This is a genomic window from Pseudomonas sp. GW823-FHT01D03, from assembly GCF_058798255.1.
This window is the reverse complement of record NZ_JBXAKK010000001.1, coordinates 4,448,457-4,466,918: the sequence shown is the minus strand read 5'-3', so window position 1 is coordinate 4,466,918 and position 18,462 is coordinate 4,448,457. Positions and strand designations below refer to the sequence as shown.

The following is an 18,462-nucleotide window of genomic DNA, read 5'->3' as shown; positions in this document are numbered from 1 at the left end:
CAGCTACACGGTCGCCAGCATCAGCGGACTTTACCCTCCGCCTGCTTCAGCTCTTCCTTGTCGAAATCATCGACGTCGATCACCTTGCGCCGTGCCGCTTCGGCATCGCGCAGGGTCTGTGCTTCCTGCGGTTGCAACACCCCAGCCTCCAGTGCGGCGTCGATGGCGTGTTCGCCAGCGACCGGTTTGACCTGACCGCTCTTGAGCGAGGTGTGCAGTTTCTTGTGCAGCGGTTGTGCGGCATTCAGCAGATCGCTGGCGTGTTGCAGGGCACCGACGGCATCGTCGGCGGACTGCGGGCGATAGCAACCGGCGAGCAGTTCTTCAAGCGTCGGATCGCCTTTGGCACGACCGATCACCGCTGCGACTTCGGCGCCGAGCTTGTCCGACGGGCCTTTGTGACGACGGCCGAACGGGAACACGATCACTCGCAGCAGGCAGCCAAACACTTTGTTCGGGAAGTTGCTCAGCAGCTCATCCAGCGCCCGTTCCGACTGGCCGAGGCTTTCTTCCATGGCCCAACGGAACAGCGGCTCCATATGCGCCGGTGAATCCAGGTCGTAATAACGCTTGAGCGCAGCGGAGGCCAGATACAGGTTGCTCAACACATCGCCGAGACGCGCGGACAGGCGTTCGCGGCGTTTCAGTTCACCGCCCAGCAGCATCATGCTGAAGTCGGCCAGCATGGCGAACGCCGCTGCCTGACGGTTGAGTGCGCGGAAGTAGCCCTGACTGATCCTGTCCCCGGGGGCATGTTCGAAGTGGCCGAAGCCCAGGTTCAGCACCAGGGTGCTGGCGGCGTTGCCAACGGCAAAACCGATGTGCTTGAGCAGCAGGCCATCGAATTCTTTCAGCGCCTGTTCTTTGTCTTCGCGGCCGGCGAGGGCCATTTCCTTGAGGACGAACGGATGGCAGCGAATGGCGCCCTGACCGAAAATCATCAGGTTGCGCGAGAGGATGTTCGCGCCTTCCACAGTGATGAAGATCGGTGCGCCGTTCCAGCTGCGTCCGAGGTAGTTGTTCGGACCCATGATGATCGCCTTGCCGCCGTGCACGTCCATGGCGTGGGTGATGCACTCGCGGCCGCGTTCGGTCAGGTGATACTTGAGGATCGCCGACAGCACCGACGGTTTCTCGCCCAGATCCACCGCGTTCGCGGTGAGCATGCGCGCCGCGTCCATCATCCAGGCATTGCCGCCGATGCGCGCCATGGCTTCCTGAATGCCTTCGAAGGCCGACAGCGGGACGTTGAACTGTTCACGAATCTGCGCGTATTGACCGGTCACCAGACTGGTGAATTTGGCCGCGCCGGTGCCGACTGCCGGCAGCGAAATCGAACGCCCGACCGACAGGCAGTTCATCAGCATCATCCAGCCCTTGCCGAGCATTTCCTGGCCGCCGATGAGGTAGTCCAGCGGGATGAACACGTCTTTGCCCGAGTTCGGGCCGTTCATGAATGCGGCACCCAGTGGCAGGTGACGACGGCCGATCTCCACACCCGGTGTATCGGTGGGGATCAGCGCCAGACTGATACCGAGATCTTCCTTGTCGCCCAGCAGATGCTCCGGGTCATAGGCTTTGAAGGCCAGACCGAGCAAGGTCGCGACCGGGCCGAGGGTGATGTAGCGTTTTTCCCAGTTCAGGCGCAGGCCGATGACTTCCTGGCCTTCCCATTCACCTTTGCAGATGATCCCGGTGTCCGGCATGGCGCCAGCATCGGAGCCGGCCAGCGGACCGGTGAGGGCGAAGCACGGAATGTCGTCGCCACGGGCCAGCCGCGGCAGGTAGTGATTGCGCTGTTCGTCGGTGCCGTAATGCAGCAGCAGTTCGGCCGGGCCGAGGGAGTTGGGCACCATCACGGTGGAGGCGAGGTCGCCGCTGCGGGTCGCGAGTTTCATCGCCACTTGCGAGTGGGCGTAAGCGGAAAAACCCTTGCCGCCGAATTCCTTGGGAATGATCAGGGCAAAGAAGCCGTGTTCCTTGATGTGGCTCCAGGCTTCTGGCGGCAGGTCCATCGACTGGCCGATCTGCCAGTCAGTGACCATCGCGCAGAGTTCTTCGGTGGGGCCGTCGATAAAGGCCTGTTCCTCTTCGGTCAGTTGCACTTTCGGGTAGGACAACAACTTGTCCCAGTCCGGACGGCCGCTGAACAGCTCACCGTCCCACCACACGGTGCCGGCATCGATCGCATCGCGTTCGGTCTGCGACATCGGCGGCAGGGTTTTCTGGAACCAGTTGAACAGCGGCGCGGTGAAATGTTTGCGGCGCAGGTCAGGCAGCAGCAACGGCGCGGCAACCACCGCGAGCACCACCCACAAAACCAGCAACAACCAGCCCGGGGCATGGCTGAAAATGCCCATCGCCAGCAGGTATACGGCGACGATACCCAACGCGGGCAGGGGGGCGATGCGGCGGTGGGCGAGATACGCCACACCGACGATCAGAACCAGTATCCACAACAACAGCATATGTAATCCTCCGTGAACCAAGGCCAACCGACCCTCCAGAGCTTAGACGGCATCTGTAAAACGGGGTGGTCAGAACATGGTGATTGAACTCGTGGGAAACCCCGGATGGTTTTCGTAGGTTCGGTGGGCAACACCCGTGGGAAATCGTTCGCCGTTCCCGCGTCTTCGCGTGCATGTTTGGCCGAAACGTCGTTATCTCTGTGCTTGAGCTGTCGCTAGACTCGGGGCTCACCCAGGAGAACATCGTCATGCGCGAGTATCTGAGTCCCGGCCGCTTCATCGATAGTGACCACCCGGCGGTGGTGGAGTTCGCCGAACAACACCGCGGTGCCAGCCGCGACCCGCTCGCGCAGGCGATCAGTCTCTATCACGCCGTGCGCGAAGCGGTGCGCTACAACCCGTATACCTTCAGCCGTGACCCGCAAACCCTGCGTGGCAGCTTTGCCTTGGCGAGGGCGGAAAGCTATTGCGTGCCGAAGGCCACGTTGCTGGCCGGGTGCGCGCGGCATTGCGGCATTCCCGCGCGTATCGGTCTGGCCGACGTGAGGAATCACCTGTCGACGCCGCGTCTGCTGGAATTGCTGCGCAGTGATGTGTTCGCCATGCACGGCTACACCGAACTGTTCCTCAACGAGCGCTGGGTCAAGGCCACGCCGGCCTTCAACCAGCAACTCTGCGAGCTGTTCAACGTCGCACCGTTGGAATTTGACGGCATCAATGACAGCGTTTTCCACCCATACAATCGTGACGGCGCGCTGCTGATGGAGTATCTGGTCGATCACGGCCAGTTCGCCGATGTGCCGGAGCAGTTCTTTTTCGAGCACCTGGAAAAGTGCTACCCGCATCTGTTCGGCGAACATCAGGCGAAGGTCTTGGGTGATATGCAGAGTGATTTGAGTCGGGTCTGATCCGGCGTATGCTGCCTGCCCACGCATTGGAAAAGAGGCGGTCATGCTGAAGATCTGGGGACGGAAAAACTCATCGAATGTCAGGAAGCCATTGTGGGCCGCCGAGGAGCTGGGCCTGGCCTACGAGGCGATTGACGCCGGTGGCGCTTTCGGTGTGGTCGACACGCCTGAATACCGGGCGATGAACCCGAACGGCCGGGTACCGGTGATCGAAGATGACGGCTTCGTGCTGTGGGAATCGAATGCCATCGTGCGTTACTTGCTGGCCAAGCATGCGCCGAACAGCGCCTGGTATCCGTCAGACCCGCAAGCCCGGGCCATTGCTGACAAGTGGATGGACTGGACCACCTCAAGTTTTGCCGGGCCGTTCCGCACCGTGTTCTGGGGCGTGCTGCGTACCCCAGCGGACAAGCAGGACTGGCCCGCAATCAATGCAGCGATCAAGGAGTGCACGGCGCTGCTGGCCATGGCCGATCAGGCCCTCGCCAGCCAGCCATACCTGTCCGGCAGCGAAGTCGGCATGGGCGATATTCCGCTGGGCAGTTTCATTTATGCCTGGTTCGAGATGCCCATCGAGCGTGCCGCGCAGCCGCATCTGGAAGCGTGGTATGCACGGTTGAAGCAGCGTCCGGCTTATCAGAAAGCGGTCATGACCGCGTTGACTTGATAATAACTATCGACACTCTTGACTGTACTTGTGTGGCGGCGGCAAGCACCATTGCGCTCATGCGCCGTGGTTGTTTTGTTCGCCGCCCGGCCCAATCTTTCCTTTTCTTCCCTTCTTGGTGCGTAAATCCGATATGAGTTCCGCTCTGTCCATCCGGCAGCTAACCAAAACCTACGGCAACGGGTTCCAGGCCTTGAGTGGTATCGATCTGGACGTCGCCGAAGGTGACTTTTTCGCCTTGCTCGGCCCCAACGGCGCCGGCAAATCCACGACCATCGGCATTCTCTCGACCCTGGTCAACAAGACCAGCGGCACGGTGAATATCTTCGGTCATGACCTGGACAAAAATCCCGCCGCGCTCAAGCGCTCGATCGGTGTGGTGCCCCAGGAATTCAACTTCAACCAGTTCGAAAAGACCTTCGACATCGTCGTGACTCAGGCCGGTTACTACGGCATCCCGGCGAAGATCGCCAAGGAACGCGCCGAGCAGTACCTGACCCAGCTCGGCCTGTGGGACAAGCGCGATGTGCCGTCGCGTTCGCTGTCCGGCGGCATGAAACGGCGTCTGATGATTGCCCGCGCACTGGTGCATGAGCCGCGCCTGCTAATCCTCGATGAGCCGACCGCTGGCGTCGACATCGAACTGCGTCGCTCGATGTGGACGTTCCTCACCGAACTGAACCAGAAAGGCATCACCATCATCCTCACCACGCACTATCTGGAAGAGGCTGAGCAGTTGTGCCGCAACATCGGCATCATCGACCACGGCACCATTGTCGAGAACACCAGCATGAAACAGCTGCTGGGCCAGTTGCACGTCGAGACCTTCCTGCTGGATCTGAAAAACGACTTGCACGCCGCGCCGCAATTGATCGGCTATCCCGCGCGGTTGCTCGACGGCCATACCCTGGAAGTCCAGGTCGACAAATCCATGGGCATCACCGCGCTGTTCACTCAATTGGCGCAGCAGAATATTGAAGTGCTGAGCCTGCGTAACAAAACCAATCGCCTCGAGGAGCTGTTCGTGTCTCTGGTAGAGAAGAATCTGTCGAAGGTGGCGGTATGAGTTCCGAGTTCCGCCCCAACCTCGTCGCCCTCCAGACCATCGTTTATCGCGAGGTCAAACGCTTCACCCGGATCTGGCCGCAGACCCTGCTGCCGCCGGCGATTACCATGGTTCTGTATTTCGTGATCTTCGGTAATCTGATCGGGCGGCAGATCGGCGACATGGGTGGCTTCACCTACATGGAGTACATCGTGCCGGGGCTGATCATGATGTCGGTGATCACCAACTCTTACGGCAACGTGGTCTCGAGTTTCTTCGGCAGCAAGTTCCAGCGTTCCATTGAGGAACTGATGGTTTCGCCAGTGTCGCCGCACACGATTCTGATCGGCTTTACCATCGGCGGCGTGTTGCGTGGCCTGATGGTTGGGGTCATCGTGACCATTCTGTCGCTGTTCTTCACCCATCTGCAGGTGCATCACCTCGGCGTGACCATCCTTGTGGTGGTGCTGACCGCGACGATCTTCTCGCTGCTCGGCTTCATCAACGCGGTGTTTGCGCGCAACTTCGATGATATTTCGATCATCCCGACGTTTGTGCTGACGCCGCTGACCTACCTCGGTGGCGTGTTCTACTCGATCACCTTGCTGCCGCCGTTCTGGCAGACCGTGTCGCTGGCCAACCCGGTGCTGCACATGGTCAACGCCTTCCGTTACGGCATTCTCGGGGTGTCGGATATCCGCATCGGTATCGCGATCACCTTCATGCTGGTGGCGACGGTGGTGTTGTATCTCGGTTGTGCGCGGTTGCTGGTGAGTGGGCGCGGGATGCGGACCTGATCCGAAACCGCGTCGCTGCCATCGCGAGCAGGCTCACTCCTACAGAAGGGCGCGTTCCTATGTAGGAGTGAGCCTGATCGCGATGGGGCCTATTCAGACGCTACAAAAAAACGGCCTCCACTGCGGAGGCCGTTTTGCATTCAGCGCATGCGGCTTTTCTTGCGCCGCGCCCATTGCCGCGCCACCCACCAGCGCCAGTACAGCATCACCGTGAAGTAGGCGAGGATGCCGAGTAGCAGCCCGCATACCACCGATCCCAGCAGAAACGGCTGCCACATGGTCGACAACTCTCCGCTGATCCATTCCCAGGTCAACGAGTCGGGCAGGGTGCGGGCGGGCACATTCATCAGCCAGGCCCCGGTCTGGTACGTGCAGAAAAACACCGCCGGCATGGTGATCGGGTTGGTCAGCCACACCAGGCTCACGGCAATCGGCATGTTGCCGCGCACGCTAACTGCCAGTGCCGCCGCCACCAGCATCTGCGCCGGAATCGGCAGGAATGCGGCGAACAGCCCGACGGCCATCGCCCGGGCCACCGAGTGACGATTGAGGTGCCAGAGGTTCGGGTCATGCAGCAACTTGCCGAGAAAGCGTAAGGATTTGTGTTCCCTGATGCTCGTCGGGTCGGGCATGTAACGTTTGAATAAGCGCCGGGGCATAGGGCTTCTCGGTCGGTTAAGGCGGCAAGTATGTCTGGATTCTACGAAGCGCCCATTCAGACTTTGTGACAATTGTTGACGACGAGCAGGCTTCCTACCAGCTACGCCTAATGCAGGAACTCTCAAGGACGGGCTTATGCGCACAGGGATGATGGCGCTGGCAGTCGGTCTGCTGGTTCCGGTTTTTTTGCCGGTGTTACCGCCGGTCGGGTTGATGATGTTGTTGCCGCTGGTGGGGCTGATGTTGCTGCCGTTTCGCAGCTATCCCCTGGCGTTTCTGCTGTTCGGTTTCACTTGGGCGTGCGTCAGTGCGCAGTGGGCATTGAATGATCGCCTGCCCGCAGCGCTTGATGGCGAAACCCGTTGGGTTGAGGGGCGGGTGGTCGGTTTGCCGCAAACCAGCGAGGGAGTGGTGCGGTTCGAATTGGCCGATGCCCGCTCGCGACACGAAAAATTGCCGTCATTGATGCGTCTGGCATGGTACGCCGGGCCGCCGCTCAACAGCGGCGAACGCTGGCGCCTGGCGGTAAAGCTCAGGCGCCCCGGTGGTTTGCTCAATCCCGAGGCCTTCGATTACGAAGCCTGGCTGCTGGCGCAACGCATCGGTGCGACCGGCACGATCAAGGATGGTCAGCGCCTGGCCGAGGCAAATTGGGCATGGCGCGACAGCATTCGGCAGCGCTTGCTTGAAGTGGACGCGCAAGGCCGGGGCGGTGCATTGGCGGCGCTGGTGCTCGGCGACGGCTCCGGGCTCAGCCGCGAGGATTGGCAGATCCTGCAGGACACCGGCACCGTGCATCTGCTGGTGATTTCCGGTCAACACATCGGGATGTTGGCGGCGGTAATGTATCTGCTGGTCGCCGGACTGGCGCGTTTTGGGCTGTGGCCGCTGCGCTGGCCATGGCTGCCATGGGCCTGCGGGCTGGCGTTTGCCGCGGCGCTCGGTTACGGCTTGCTCGCCGGATTTGATGTGCCGGTGCAACGGGCCTGCGTGATGGTCGGGCTGGTGTTGCTGTGGCGCCTACGCTTTCGCCATCTTGGCGCGTGGTGGCCGCTGTTGCTGGCATTCGATGCGTTGCTGTTGCTCGACCCGTTAGCCAGTTTGCGTCCGGGTTTGTGGCTGTCGTTCGCCGCGGTAGGGATTTTGATCTTCACCTTCGGCGGGCGACTCGGTGCGTGGAGATGGTGGCAGGCCTGGACCCGGGCGCAATGGCTGATTGCGCTGGGCCTGTGCCCGGTGTTGCTGGCGCTGAACCTGCCGATCAGCCTCAGCGGGCCATTGGCGAATCTGCTGGCGGTGCCTTGGGTCAGTCTGCTGGTGCTGCCACCGGCACTGCTCGGCACGCTGTTGTTGCCGGTGCCTTACGTCGGTGCAGGCTTGTTGTGGCTGGCCGGTGGTTTGATCGACTGGCTGTTTCGTGGCTTGTCGCTGATCGCCGGGGTGTGGCCGGCGTGGATCTCGCCGTCGCTGGCGTGGTGGGCCTTGTTGATTGGCAGTCTCGGCGCCTTGTTGTTGCTGTTGCCGCGTGGGGTGCCGTTGCGACCGTTGGGCTGGCCGTTGCTGTTGATTCTGCTGGCGCCGCCTCGCGAGCGAGTGGCCGAGGGTTTGGCCGAGATCTGGCAGCTCGATGTCGGTCAGGGCCTGGCGATCCTGATCCGCACGCGTCATCACACATTGCTCTACGACGCCGGTCCACGCTTCGGCGATTTCGATCTGGGGGAGCGGGTGGTGCTGCCAGCGCTGTACAAACTGGGGATCAACCGCATCGACCTGATGCTGCTCAGTCATGCCGACGCCGACCATGCCGGGGGGGCGCTGGCAGTATCGCGGGGCCTGAGAGTGACGCGAGTGATCAGCGGCGATCCGCCAGGGTTGCCCGCCATACTGCGCGCCGAAGCCTGTGAAAGCGGGCGCCAATGGCAGTGGGACGGGGTGCGTTTTCAGCTGTGGCAATGGGCGGCGGCCTATGACAGCAATCAGCGCTCTTGTGTGTTGCAGATCGAGGCCAATGGCGAGCGTCTGTTGCTGACCGGCGATATCGACACGGCTGCCGAACGGGTGTTGCTGGAGAGTCCATTGGCAGTGCCGACGCACTGGCTGCAAGCACCGCACCACGGCAGCCGCAGTTCCTCTTCGATGGCTTTGCTGCGGGCATTACGCCCGCATTCGGTGCTGATCTCCCGGGGGCAGGGCAATTCCTTTGGTCATCCGCACCCGCTGGTGCTGGCGCGTTACCGCCAGCAAGGGCTGCGCATCTATGACAGCGCGCAGCACGGCGCCATTCAGCTGCGTCTGGGCAGCTTTCAGGCACCGTGGCTGATGCGTCAACAGCGGCGCTTCTGGCGTTGAAACACCATTGATCGCAGGATCGCCGAATGCGGCATCAGGTCGTCGGGGCAGCGGGTCTTAATCGCCAACCGGTATGGTAAAGTGGCGCACTTTTTCGAGGGGACTGTCACTGTGTGGGAATTGGTCAAATCCGGCGGCTGGATGATGTTGCCGATCATTCTGAGTTCCATCGCGGCCATGGCGATTGTCGCCGAGCGCCTGTGGACCCTGCGCGCCAGCCGCGTCACCCCCGAGCATCTGCTGGGCCAGGTCTGGGTCTGGATCAAGGACAAGCAGCTCAATAAAGAAAAGCTCAAGGAATTGCGCGCCAACTCGCCGCTGGGTGAAATTCTCGCCGCGGGCCTGGCCAACTCCAAGCATGGTCGCGAGATCATGAAGGAATGCATCGAAGAAGCCGCGGCGCGGGTGATTCACGAGCTCGAACGCTACGTCAACGCGCTGGGCACCATTGCTGCCATGTCGCCGTTGCTGGGTCTGTTGGGCACGGTACTGGGCATGATCGACATTTTCAGCGCCTTCACCGGTTCCGGCATGACCACCAACGCCTCGGTCTTGGCCGGCGGTATTTCCAAGGCGTTGATCACCACCGCGGCGGGCCTGATGGTCGGTATTCCGGCGGTGTTCTTCCACCGTTTCCTGCAGCGCCGCATCGATGAGCTGGTGGTGGGCATGGAGCAGGAAGCGATCAAACTGGTCGAAGTAGTGCAGGGCGACCGTGACGTCGATCTGGCCGGGGACAAAGCGTGAAATTCCGTCGCAAACCCCGGGAAACGATCGACATCAACCTCGCGTCGCTGATCGACGTGGTGTTCATCCTGTTGCTGTTTTTCGTGGTGACCACCACCTTCACCCGCGAGACTCAGTTGCGCGTCGATCTGCCGGAATCGGTCAGCGGATCGCCGGCCGAAGATCAACAACTCAAGCAGCTGGACGTCGCGATCAGCGCCGAAGGCGTGTTTTCGGTGAACAACAAGATTCTGCCGAAAAACGACCTGGCGACGCTGATGGAAGCCATGCAGAAAGAAGCCAACGGCGACACCAACATGCCGTTGTCGATCAGCGCTGACGGCAAGACCCAACACCAATCGGTGATCACCGCCATGGACGCGGCCGGCAAGCTCGGTTTCAGCCATCTGCGTATGACCACGGTCGAGGCGGCGCCCAAATCCTGATGAGCCTGTCCGATCGTATGCTCGCCGCGTGGTATCAGGGGCATCCGGCCCTGACGCTGCTGCGGCCGCTGGAAATGCTTTATCGCCGCGTGGTGGTCAACAAGCGTCAGCGTTTTCTTGACGGCGAAGGCCAGATCTATCAACCGCCGGTGCCGTTGATCGTGGTCGGCAACATTACCGTTGGCGGCACTGGCAAGACGCCAATGATTTTGTGGCTGATCGATCATTGCCGACGCGCAGGCCTGCGGGTTGGTGTAGTCAGCCGTGGTTACGGCGCCAAACCACCGCAACTGCCGTGGCGGGTCACCGCCGAGCAGAGCGCCGACATCGCTGGCGACGAGCCGCTGTTGATTGTGCAGCGCACCGGCGTGCCGCTGATGATCGACCCTGATCGCAGCGCGGCGGTCAAAGCCTTGCTCGCCAGTGAGCCGCTGGATCTGATCCTCTCCGATGATGGCATGCAGCATTACCGTCTGGCGCGGGATCTGGAGCTGGTGCTGATCGACGCCGCCCGGGGCCTGGGCAACAAACGCTGCCTGCCCGCCGGTCCTTTGCGCGAGCCGATCGAGCGCCTGCAAAGCGTCGACGGTGTGCTGTTCAACGGTGCCACGGCAGACCGCGACGATGGCTTCGCGTTTCGCCTGCAACCGACCGCACTGGTCAATCTGCGCAGCGGCGAGCGCAAGCCGCTCGATCATTTTGCGCCCGGCCAATCGGTGCACGCGGTGGCCGGGATCGGCAATCCGCAACGTTTCTTCAATACCCTCGAAGCGCTAGACTGGCGCGCAGTCCCCCATGCGTTTGCCGACCACGCCGAATACAGCGTGCAGGCCTTGAATTTCACACCGTCATTGCCGTTGGTGATGACCGAAAAAGACGCGGTGAAGTGCCGTGCCTTCGCAGCAGACGACTGGTGGTATCTGGCGGTCGATGCCGTGCCGTCGCCGGCCTTTGTGGCCTGGTTCGACACCCAACTGATACGCCTGTTGCCCGATCGTCTTTTGCCTTAACTCTTTATCCAGGGAATGTTCATGGACACCAAATTGCTCGACATCCTCGCGTGCCCGATCTGCAAAGGCCCGCTCAAGCTCAGCGCCGACAAGACCGAACTGATCAGCAAGGGTGCCGGTCTGGCCTATCCGATTCGCGACGGTATCCCGGTGATGCTCGAAAGCGAAGCGCGCACCCTGACCACTGACGAGCGTCTGGATAAATGACCACTGCTTTCACCGTTGTCATTCCGTCGCGTTACGCCTCGACCCGCCTGCCGGGCAAACCGCTGCTGGATATCGCCGGCAAGCCGATGATCCAGCATGTCTGGGAACAGGCGAGCAAAAGCAGCGCCAGCCGTGTGGTGGTGGCAACTGACGATGCGCGCATCGTCGAGGCCTGCAAGGCGTTCGGCGCGGAAGTGGTGCTGACCCGTGAAGACCACAATTCCGGCACCGATCGTCTGGCTGAGGTCGCCGCCAAACTGGGCCTTGCGCCGGACGCGATCGTGGTCAACGTGCAGGGTGACGAGCCGCTGATTCCGCCAAGCGTGATCGATCAGGTCGCGGCTAACCTCGCCGCCCACACCGAAGCGCGTATGGCCACCCTGGCCGAGCCGATCGAAGACGTGGAGACCCTGTTCAACCCGAACGTGGTCAAGGTCGTCAGCGACCTTAATGGCCTGGCCCTGACCTTCAGCCGCGCCACCTTGCCATGGGCCCGCGACGCGTTCGCCAAGAGCCGCGAGCAGTTGCCGGAAGGTGTGCCGTATCGCCGCCACATCGGCATTTATGCCTACCGCGCCGGGTTCCTCCAGGACTTCGTGAGCTGGGGCCCATGCTGGCTGGAAAACACCGAATCCCTCGAACAACTGCGTGCCTTGTGGCACGGCGTGCGGATTCATGTCGCCGATGCGTTGATCGCGCCGCCGACCGGGGTCGACACCGTTGAAGACCTCGAGCGCGTTCGTCGCCTGCTGGGGGCCTGATGCGCGTTCTGTTCGTGTGCCTGGGCAACATCTGCCGTTCGCCGACCGCTGAAGGCGTGTTGCGCCACAAATTGCGTGTAGCGGGGTTGGCGGATCAGGTCGAAGTGGCCTCCGCCGGCACTGGTGACTGGCACGTCGGCAATCCGCCGGACAAGCGCAGCCAGGCAGCAGCCAAAGTGCGTGGTTATGACCTGTCGGCGCAACGCGCGCAGCAGGTCAGCCGCGCCGATTTCGCCAGTTACGACCTGATTCTGGCCATGGACAACAGCAACCTGCGCAACCTCAAGGCCCTGCAACCATCCACCGGCAAAGCCGAGCTGGACCTGTTCCTGCGCCGTTATGCCGGTGTGGTCGATGAAGTGCCGGATCCTTACTACGACGGCGATCAGGGCTTCGAACAGGTGCTGGACCTGATCGAGGCGGCGTGTGACCAACTGTTGATCGAAGTGAAGGGTCGGTTATGAGTTTGCAGCTTCAATCACAGGTTTCGCTGAAACCGTTCAACAGTTTCGGCGTCGACGTTCGCGCGCAGTTGTTCGCCGAGGCCCACAGCGACGCCGACGTGCGCGAAGCGCTGGCCTATGCGACTGCCCATGACCTGCCGTTGCTGGTGATCGGCGGCGGCAGCAACCTGCTGCTGACCGCAGACATCCCGGCACTGGTGCTGCGCATGGCGACCCGAGGCATTCGGTTGATCAGCGACGACGGCAACCGCGTGGTGATCGAGGCTGAAGCCGGCGAGCCGTGGCACCCGTTCGTGCTGCACACGCTGGCGCAGGGTTTTTCCGGTCTGGAAAACCTCAGCCTGATTCCCGGCACCGTGGGTGCAGCGCCGATGCAGAACATCGGCGCCTACGGGGTCGAGATCAAGGATGTGTTCGCCGGGCTGACCGCGCTGGATCGCCAGACCGGCGAGCTGCGCGACTTCAGCCTGGAAGAATGCAACTTCGCCTACCGGGACAGTCTGTTCAAGCAGCAGCCGGGGCGTTGGCTGATCCTGCGGGTGCGCTTCAAGCTTGATCGTGTCGCGCATCTGCATCTGGAATACGGCCCGGTGCGTCAGCGCCTGACCGAGCAAGGCATTGACCAACCGACGCCTAGCGACGTCAGCCGCGCGATCTGCAGTATTCGCAGCGAAAAACTGCCGGATCCGGCGGTGCTCGGCAATGCTGGCAGTTTCTTCAAGAATCCGCTGGTATCAGCGGCGCTGGTTGAGCAGATCAAGGCGCAACACCCGGATCTGGTGGCTTATGCGCAAGCGGACGGGCAGATGAAACTGGCTGCCGGCTGGCTGATCGAGCGCGCTGGCTGGAAAGGTTTCCGCGAGGCCGATGCCGGCGTGCATAAATTGCAGGCGCTGGTGCTGGTCAACTACGGCACCGCGACCGGTCTGCAGTTACTCGATCTGGCGCAACGCATCCAGAAAGATATTGCCGAACGTTTCAATGTCGAGCTGGAAATGGAGCCGAACCGCTATTGAGGCTACGCTTCAGGTCGGTATCCAAAGCCCTGCACTGATAAAAAGTGCAGGGCTTTTTTGTTAACGGTGGGTTAACTTAGCCAGCTAACGATAACCGTCATTTGTTCCACCAAAGGCCCGGTGCAGATGTTCGCGTCGGCACAAGAGAGCCTGTGCCAACCACATATCAGTCAGCGATGACCCTGTGGCGAGGGAGCTTGCTCCCGCTGGGGCGCGTAGCGGCCCCGCTTTCAAGAAGGGCCTGCTCCGCAGTCCAGCGGGAGCAAGCTCCCTCGCCACAGGTTCAGTGTTCGGCTTCACTGATGTGTATTGGCCCATTAGCCTGAGTCGATCTGCGTGAACCACCGCCAGTTCTGCTCGACCCCATAACCACTAAAAATATGCGGGCGTGCCCATGATTACCCTGAAACTAAACGGTCAAGACCATTCCCTCGATGTCACGGAAGACATGCCGCTGCTGTGGGCTATCCGTGATGTCGCCGGTTACAACGGCACCAAATTCGGCTGCGGCATGGGCCTGTGCGGTGCCTGCACCATTCATATCGACGGCCTGCCGGCGCGCAGTTGCATCACGCCGATCGGCTCGGTGGTCGGGCAAAACGTCAGCACCATCGACAATCTGCACGCCGATCCGGTCGGGCAAGTGGTGCAGCAAGCCTGGCTCGACAGCGCTGTGGCGCAGTGCGGTTTCTGTCAGGGCGGGCAGATCATGTCTGCCACGGCGTTGCTAAAAACCAATCCGAACCCGAGCGACGAGCAGATCGAAGAGGCCATGGTCGGCAACATTTGCCGTTGCGGCACCTACAACCGGATCAAGACCGCGATCCGTCAGGCCTCCACTCACCTGAAGGAGGCCAAGGCATGAGCCGCTTGCCGAATGATTTCGCCCTGAGCAATCTCAGCCGCCGCGGTTTTCTCAAAGGCGTCGGCGCTACGGGCGCATTGGTGCTGGCCGCGAGCTGGGGCTGGCAGGATGCACTGGCTGAAGACGCGCCGAAGAAGTTCGGTGCTGATGGCATGCCCAACGGCTGGATTGACGATCCCAAGGTTTACGTCAGCATTGCCGCAGACGGCACGGTCACCGTGGTCTGCAACCGCTCGGAAATGGGCCAGGGTGTGCGCACCAGCCTGACCATGGTGGTTGCCGATGAACTGGACGCCGATTGGGCCAAGGTCAAAGTCCAGCAGGCGCCGGGTGACGAAGTACGTTTCGGCAACCAGGACACTGACGGTTCGCGCAGCATGCGTCACTGGTATGAACCGATGCGCCGTTGCGGCGCGGCGGCCCGGACCATGCTGGAGCAAGCCGCCGCCGCGCAGTGGCAGGTGCCGGTGGGCGAGTGCCATGCGCAGTTGCACAAAGTCATTCACAAACCATCCGGTCGCGAGCTGGGTTACGGCGAACTTGCCGCTGCCGCCAGTGCGCTGACAGTGCCGGCGCGTGACAGCCTGCGCCTCAAGCAACCGTCGGAGTTTCGCTACATCGGCAAGGAAGGCACCAAAGCCATCGATGGTGCCGACATTGTCAACGGGCGCGCGGTGTACGGCGCCGATGTGCATTTCGACGGCATGCTCTACGCGACCATCGCCCGTCCGGCGGTGTACGGCGGCAAGGTCAAGTCGCTGGATGACAGCGCCGCGCTGAAGGTTCCGGGTGTGCTGAAGGTCATGCAGATCGAGAGCCGTCCACTGCCTTCCGAATTCCAGCCACTGGGCGGCGTAGCGGTGATTGCCAGCAATACCTGGGCGGCGATCAAGGGCCGCGAGGCGCTGAAGATCGAGTGGGACGACGGCCCCAACGCCAGTTATGACTCGATCGCTTACCGCAAGGAACTGGAAGCAGCGGCGCGCAAACCCGGCAAAGTGGTGCGCAACACTGGCGATATCGACAAAGCCCTGAGCGGCGCAGCGAGCAGTCTCGAAGCCTCTTACTATTTGCCGCATCTGGCCCAGGCACCGATGGAGCCGATGGTTGCCATCGCTCGCTACGACAAAGGTGTGTGTGAAGCGTGGGCGCCGAGTCAGGCGCCGCAGGTGACTCGCGAGCGCATCGCCGAGCGCCTGGGGCTGCCGTTCGACAATGTAACCTTCAACGTCACGCTGCTGGGCGGCGGTTTCGGCCGTAAATCGAAACCGGATTTCGTCGTCGAGGCGGCGATCCTTGCCAAGGAGTTCCCCGGTAAAGCCGTGCGGGTGCAATGGACCCGCGAAGACGACATCCACAACTCGTATTTCCACACGGTGTCCGCCGAGTATTTGAAAGCTGCTGTCGGCAAGGATGGTATGCCGTCCGGCTGGTTGCATCGCACAGTGGCGCCGAGCATTACTGCGCTGTTCGCTCCGGGCATGAATCATGAAGCGGCGTTCGAACTGGGCATGGGTTTCACCAATATGGCTTACGCGATTCCCAACGTGCGCCTGGAAAACCCCGAAGCCACGGTGCACACCCGCGTCGGCTGGTATCGCTCGGTGTCGAACATTCCTCACGGTTTTGCGATTCAGAGTTTCGTCGATGAATTGGCGCATAAGGCCGGCGTCGATCCGCTCCAATATCAGATCAAGTTGCTCGGCGCGGATCGCCAGATCGACCCGCGCACCTTGAGTGAGGAGTGGAACTATGGCGAATCCCCCGAGCGCTACCCGATCGATACCGGGCGCATGCGCACGGTGTTGGAAACTGCGGCCAAGGCTGCCGGTTGGGGACGCCAATTGCCGAAAGGGCGCGGCCTCGGCCTGGCGGTGCATTACAGCTTCGTCACCTATGTGGCGGCGGTGATCGAAGTCGAGGTCAAGGACGACGGCACGCTGATCCTGCACAAGGCTGACATCGCCGTCGATTGCGGGCCGCAGATCAACCCTGAGCGCATCCGCTCGCAGTTCGAAGGCGCCTGTGTCATGGGCCTGGGCAACGCGGTGCTGGGTGAAATCAGCTTCAAGGACGGCAAGGTTCAGCAGGACAACTTCCATATGTACGAAGTGGCGCGCATGTCGCTGGCGCCGAAGGAAGTTGCCGTGCATCTGGTGACGCCGCCGGGTGATGTGCCGTTGGGCGGAGTCGGTGAGCCGGGCGTGCCGCCAATTGCGCCGGCACTGTGCAATGCGATCTTCGCCGCCACTGGCCAGCGCATCCGTAACTTGCCGGTGCGTTATCAGTTGCAGGGCTGGCAGAAGGCGCAGGCGTAATGGACAGCGCCGATCTCAACGTCCTGCGCAGCGTGCTCGAATGGCGCCGCGCCGGGCAGCGGGTGGTGCTGTTCAGTGTGGTGCAGACCTGGGGCACCGCGCCCCGGGCACCCGGCGCGATGCTCGCGTTGCGCGAGGACGGCGTGGTGATCGGTTCGGTGTCGGGCGGCTGTGTCGAGGATGACTTGATCGCCCGTTTGCACGACGGGCGCATCGCCAGCGACGGCCCGCCGGTGCAACTGATTACCTACGGCGTGACCCGGGAAGAAGCCGCACGGTTCGGCTTGCCGTGCGGTGGCACGTTACGCCTGACCGAAGAACGAATCGCTGATCCGGCGTGGGTCGCCGAGTTGCTCGCGCGATGTGAAGCGCACGAGATTGTCGCCCGCGAGCTGAACATCGAAACCGGTGAAGTGCTGCTGTCAGCGGCGAGCAAATCCGATGTGCTGGTATTCGATGGCAAGACCTTGCGCGCCATTTATGGCCCGCGCTGGCGGCTGCTGTTGATCGGCGCCGGACAGCTGTCACGCTATGTGGCCGATATGGCCCGGTTGCTGGATTTCGAAGTGCTGATCTGCGATCCGCGCACAGAGTTCGTCTACGGTTGGGAAGAGCATCACGGTCGCTTTGTCCCGGGCATGCCGGATGACGCAGTGCTGAGCATTCAAACGGATGAGCGCACGGCTATCGTCGCGCTGACCCACGATCCCCGTCTGGATGATATGGCGTTGCTCACTGCGCTCGATTCGCCGGCCTTTTATGTCGGTGCGCTCGGTTCGCGAGTCAACAGCCAGAAGCGCCGGGACAATCTGGCTCAGCTAGGCTTGTCAGAGGCAGCCATTGCGCGATTGCACGGGCCGATCGGTCTGCACATTGGCAGTCATTCGCCAGCGGAGATTGCCCTGTCGTTGTTGGCGGAAATCGTCGCGATCAAGAACGGCGTCGAGTTGAAACAGAAGAAAGTTGTGGAGGCGCCATGAGTCGATCCATCGCAGTGATTGTGCTGGCAGCGGGTGAGGGCAGCCGCTTTCGTCAGGTTGCCGGTGCCGACAAGGACAAGCTGCTGGCCGATTGCACCGGGCGTGATGGCGCGGTGCGCTCGGTGATCGAGCAGGTGTTGCTGAATCTGCCGGCCGACTTGGACAAGCGGGTGCTGGTCACCACAGAAGCACGACCGCAGGCCATGCGTATGGCGCAGGCCTATGGTTGTGAGGTGGTCTCGATTGAATCGACCGGGATGGGTGACAGTATTGCGGCTGGCGTCGCGGTTTGTCCGGATGCAGATGGCTGGTTGATTGTGCTGGGGGATATGCCGTTTATTTTGCCGTCGAGTATTGAGTGGGTGGTGGCGGCGATGGCCGAGGACGCCGTGAGCGTACCGGTGCAGGACGGCGAATTTGGGCATCCGGTGGGGTTCGGGCGTTCGTTCGGGCCGGGGTTGCAGGCGTTGAGCGGTGATCGCGGCGCCAGGCCGTTGTTCAAGCAGGGGCGGGTAGTTCAAGTGTCGGTGGATGATCGCGGGGTGTTGTGGGATATCGATGTGCCTGAGTCTCTGATATTTCCTCAATTCTGAGCCCTGCATAAATCCTCTGTAGGAGTGAGCCTGCTCGCGATAGCGTTGGGTCAGTGTCATTTGTGGTGGCTGATACACCGCTATCGCGAGCAGGCTCACTCCTACAAGGAGTCGGGGTGATGCTTGAACTGGAGGCATGAAATAGCCCCGCCTGATTGCTCAGGCGGGGCTTTTTATTGTCT

18 protein-coding genes are annotated in these 18,462 nt (G+C 61.7%); 16 read left to right on the top strand and 2 right to left on the bottom strand.

The genetic code is table 11. The annotated features are described in order from the left end of the window. Window positions 1-20 precede the first annotated feature (20 nt). Window positions 21-2,468: an acyl-CoA dehydrogenase gene (locus AC1RBR_RS19635; protein WP_492566214.1), complete on the bottom strand. Its 2,448-nt coding sequence runs from the start codon at window positions 2,466-2,468 to the stop codon at window positions 21-23. Between the two features lie 248 nt (window positions 2,469-2,716). Between AC1RBR_RS19635 and AC1RBR_RS19630 the strand changes: the two genes are divergently transcribed. The 4 genes from AC1RBR_RS19630 (at window position 2,717) to AC1RBR_RS19615 (ending at window position 5,885) form a co-directional block, all read left to right on the top strand. Beyond that, complete coding sequence (locus AC1RBR_RS19630) at window positions 2,717-3,376, top strand: transglutaminase-like domain-containing protein (protein WP_492566212.1); 660 nt, start codon at window positions 2,717-2,719, stop codon at window positions 3,374-3,376. 43 nt (window positions 3,377-3,419) lie between these two features. Next, window positions 3,420-4,043, top strand: a complete 624-nt coding sequence (locus AC1RBR_RS19625; protein ID WP_443535730.1) for a glutathione S-transferase family protein — start codon at window positions 3,420-3,422, stop codon at window positions 4,041-4,043. 133 nt (window positions 4,044-4,176) lie between these two features. Then, on the top strand, window positions 4,177-5,109 hold the full coding sequence (locus AC1RBR_RS19620) for an ABC transporter ATP-binding protein (protein WP_027612335.1): 933 nt from the start codon (window positions 4,177-4,179) through the stop codon (window positions 5,107-5,109). Further along, window positions 5,106-5,885: an ABC transporter permease gene (locus AC1RBR_RS19615; protein ID WP_007908200.1), complete on the top strand. Its 780-nt coding sequence runs from the start codon at window positions 5,106-5,108 to the stop codon at window positions 5,883-5,885. The genes AC1RBR_RS19620 and AC1RBR_RS19615 overlap by 4 nt, the downstream gene beginning before the upstream one ends. Before the next feature lie 140 nt (window positions 5,886-6,025). Here AC1RBR_RS19615 and AC1RBR_RS19610 read toward each other — a convergent pair whose 3' ends face one another. Next, window positions 6,026-6,544, bottom strand: a complete 519-nt coding sequence (locus AC1RBR_RS19610; protein WP_183784414.1) for a DUF2062 domain-containing protein — start codon at window positions 6,542-6,544, stop codon at window positions 6,026-6,028. 136 nt (window positions 6,545-6,680) lie between these two features. Between AC1RBR_RS19610 and AC1RBR_RS19605 the strand changes: the two genes are divergently transcribed. From AC1RBR_RS19605 to AC1RBR_RS19550, 12 genes are all read left to right on the top strand, one after another. Continuing rightward, window positions 6,681-8,894, top strand: a complete 2,214-nt coding sequence (locus AC1RBR_RS19605) for a DNA internalization-related competence protein ComEC/Rec2 (protein ID WP_492566209.1) — start codon at window positions 6,681-6,683, stop codon at window positions 8,892-8,894. Between the two features lie 111 nt (window positions 8,895-9,005). After that, window positions 9,006-9,641, top strand: a complete 636-nt coding sequence (locus AC1RBR_RS19600; protein WP_095137193.1) for a MotA/TolQ/ExbB proton channel family protein — start codon at window positions 9,006-9,008, stop codon at window positions 9,639-9,641. Then, window positions 9,638-10,066 carry an ExbD/TolR family protein gene (locus tag AC1RBR_RS19595; protein ID WP_027612340.1) on the top strand — a complete coding sequence of 143 codons (429 nt, stop codon included), beginning with the start codon at window positions 9,638-9,640 and terminating at the stop codon, window positions 10,064-10,066. Before AC1RBR_RS19600 ends, AC1RBR_RS19595 begins: the two co-directional genes overlap by 4 nt. After that, the gene (lpxK, locus tag AC1RBR_RS19590) at window positions 10,066-11,076 is read left to right on the top strand and encodes a tetraacyldisaccharide 4'-kinase (RefSeq protein ID WP_492566208.1); all 1,011 of its coding nucleotides are present in this window, start codon (window positions 10,066-10,068) and stop codon (window positions 11,074-11,076) included. The genes AC1RBR_RS19595 and lpxK overlap by 1 nt, the downstream gene beginning before the upstream one ends. Before the next feature lie 21 nt (window positions 11,077-11,097). Further along, a complete protein-coding gene (locus AC1RBR_RS19585) occupies window positions 11,098-11,283 on the top strand; it encodes a Trm112 family protein (RefSeq protein WP_003174668.1) in 186 nt (61 codons plus the stop codon). Beyond that, a complete protein-coding gene (kdsB, locus tag AC1RBR_RS19580; RefSeq protein WP_095137195.1) occupies window positions 11,280-12,044 on the top strand; it encodes a 3-deoxy-manno-octulosonate cytidylyltransferase in 765 nt (254 codons plus the stop codon). Before AC1RBR_RS19585 ends, kdsB begins: the two co-directional genes overlap by 4 nt. After that, window positions 12,044-12,508 carry a low molecular weight protein-tyrosine-phosphatase gene (locus AC1RBR_RS19575; protein WP_456017705.1) on the top strand — a complete coding sequence of 155 codons (465 nt, stop codon included), beginning with the start codon at window positions 12,044-12,046 and terminating at the stop codon, window positions 12,506-12,508. The genes kdsB and AC1RBR_RS19575 overlap by 1 nt, the downstream gene beginning before the upstream one ends. Then, window positions 12,505-13,524 (top strand): UDP-N-acetylmuramate dehydrogenase, encoded by a 1,020-nt coding sequence (murB, locus tag AC1RBR_RS19570; RefSeq protein WP_166496909.1) that lies wholly within the window; start codon window positions 12,505-12,507, stop codon window positions 13,522-13,524. The genes AC1RBR_RS19575 and murB overlap by 4 nt, the downstream gene beginning before the upstream one ends. 394 nt (window positions 13,525-13,918) lie before the next feature. After that, complete coding sequence (locus AC1RBR_RS19565; protein ID WP_095137197.1) at window positions 13,919-14,389, top strand: (2Fe-2S)-binding protein; 471 nt, start codon at window positions 13,919-13,921, stop codon at window positions 14,387-14,389. After that, window positions 14,386-16,707: a xanthine dehydrogenase family protein molybdopterin-binding subunit gene (locus AC1RBR_RS19560; RefSeq protein WP_492566205.1), complete on the top strand. Its 2,322-nt coding sequence runs from the start codon at window positions 14,386-14,388 to the stop codon at window positions 16,705-16,707. The genes AC1RBR_RS19565 and AC1RBR_RS19560 overlap by 4 nt, the downstream gene beginning before the upstream one ends. Further along, complete coding sequence (locus tag AC1RBR_RS19555) at window positions 16,707-17,687, top strand: XdhC family protein (RefSeq protein ID WP_492566203.1); 981 nt, start codon at window positions 16,707-16,709, stop codon at window positions 17,685-17,687. Before AC1RBR_RS19560 ends, AC1RBR_RS19555 begins: the two co-directional genes overlap by 1 nt. After that, the gene (locus tag AC1RBR_RS19550; protein ID WP_492566201.1) at window positions 17,684-18,280 is read left to right on the top strand and encodes a nucleotidyltransferase family protein; all 597 of its coding nucleotides are present in this window, start codon (window positions 17,684-17,686) and stop codon (window positions 18,278-18,280) included. The genes AC1RBR_RS19555 and AC1RBR_RS19550 overlap by 4 nt, the downstream gene beginning before the upstream one ends. Window positions 18,281-18,462 lie beyond the last annotated feature (182 nt).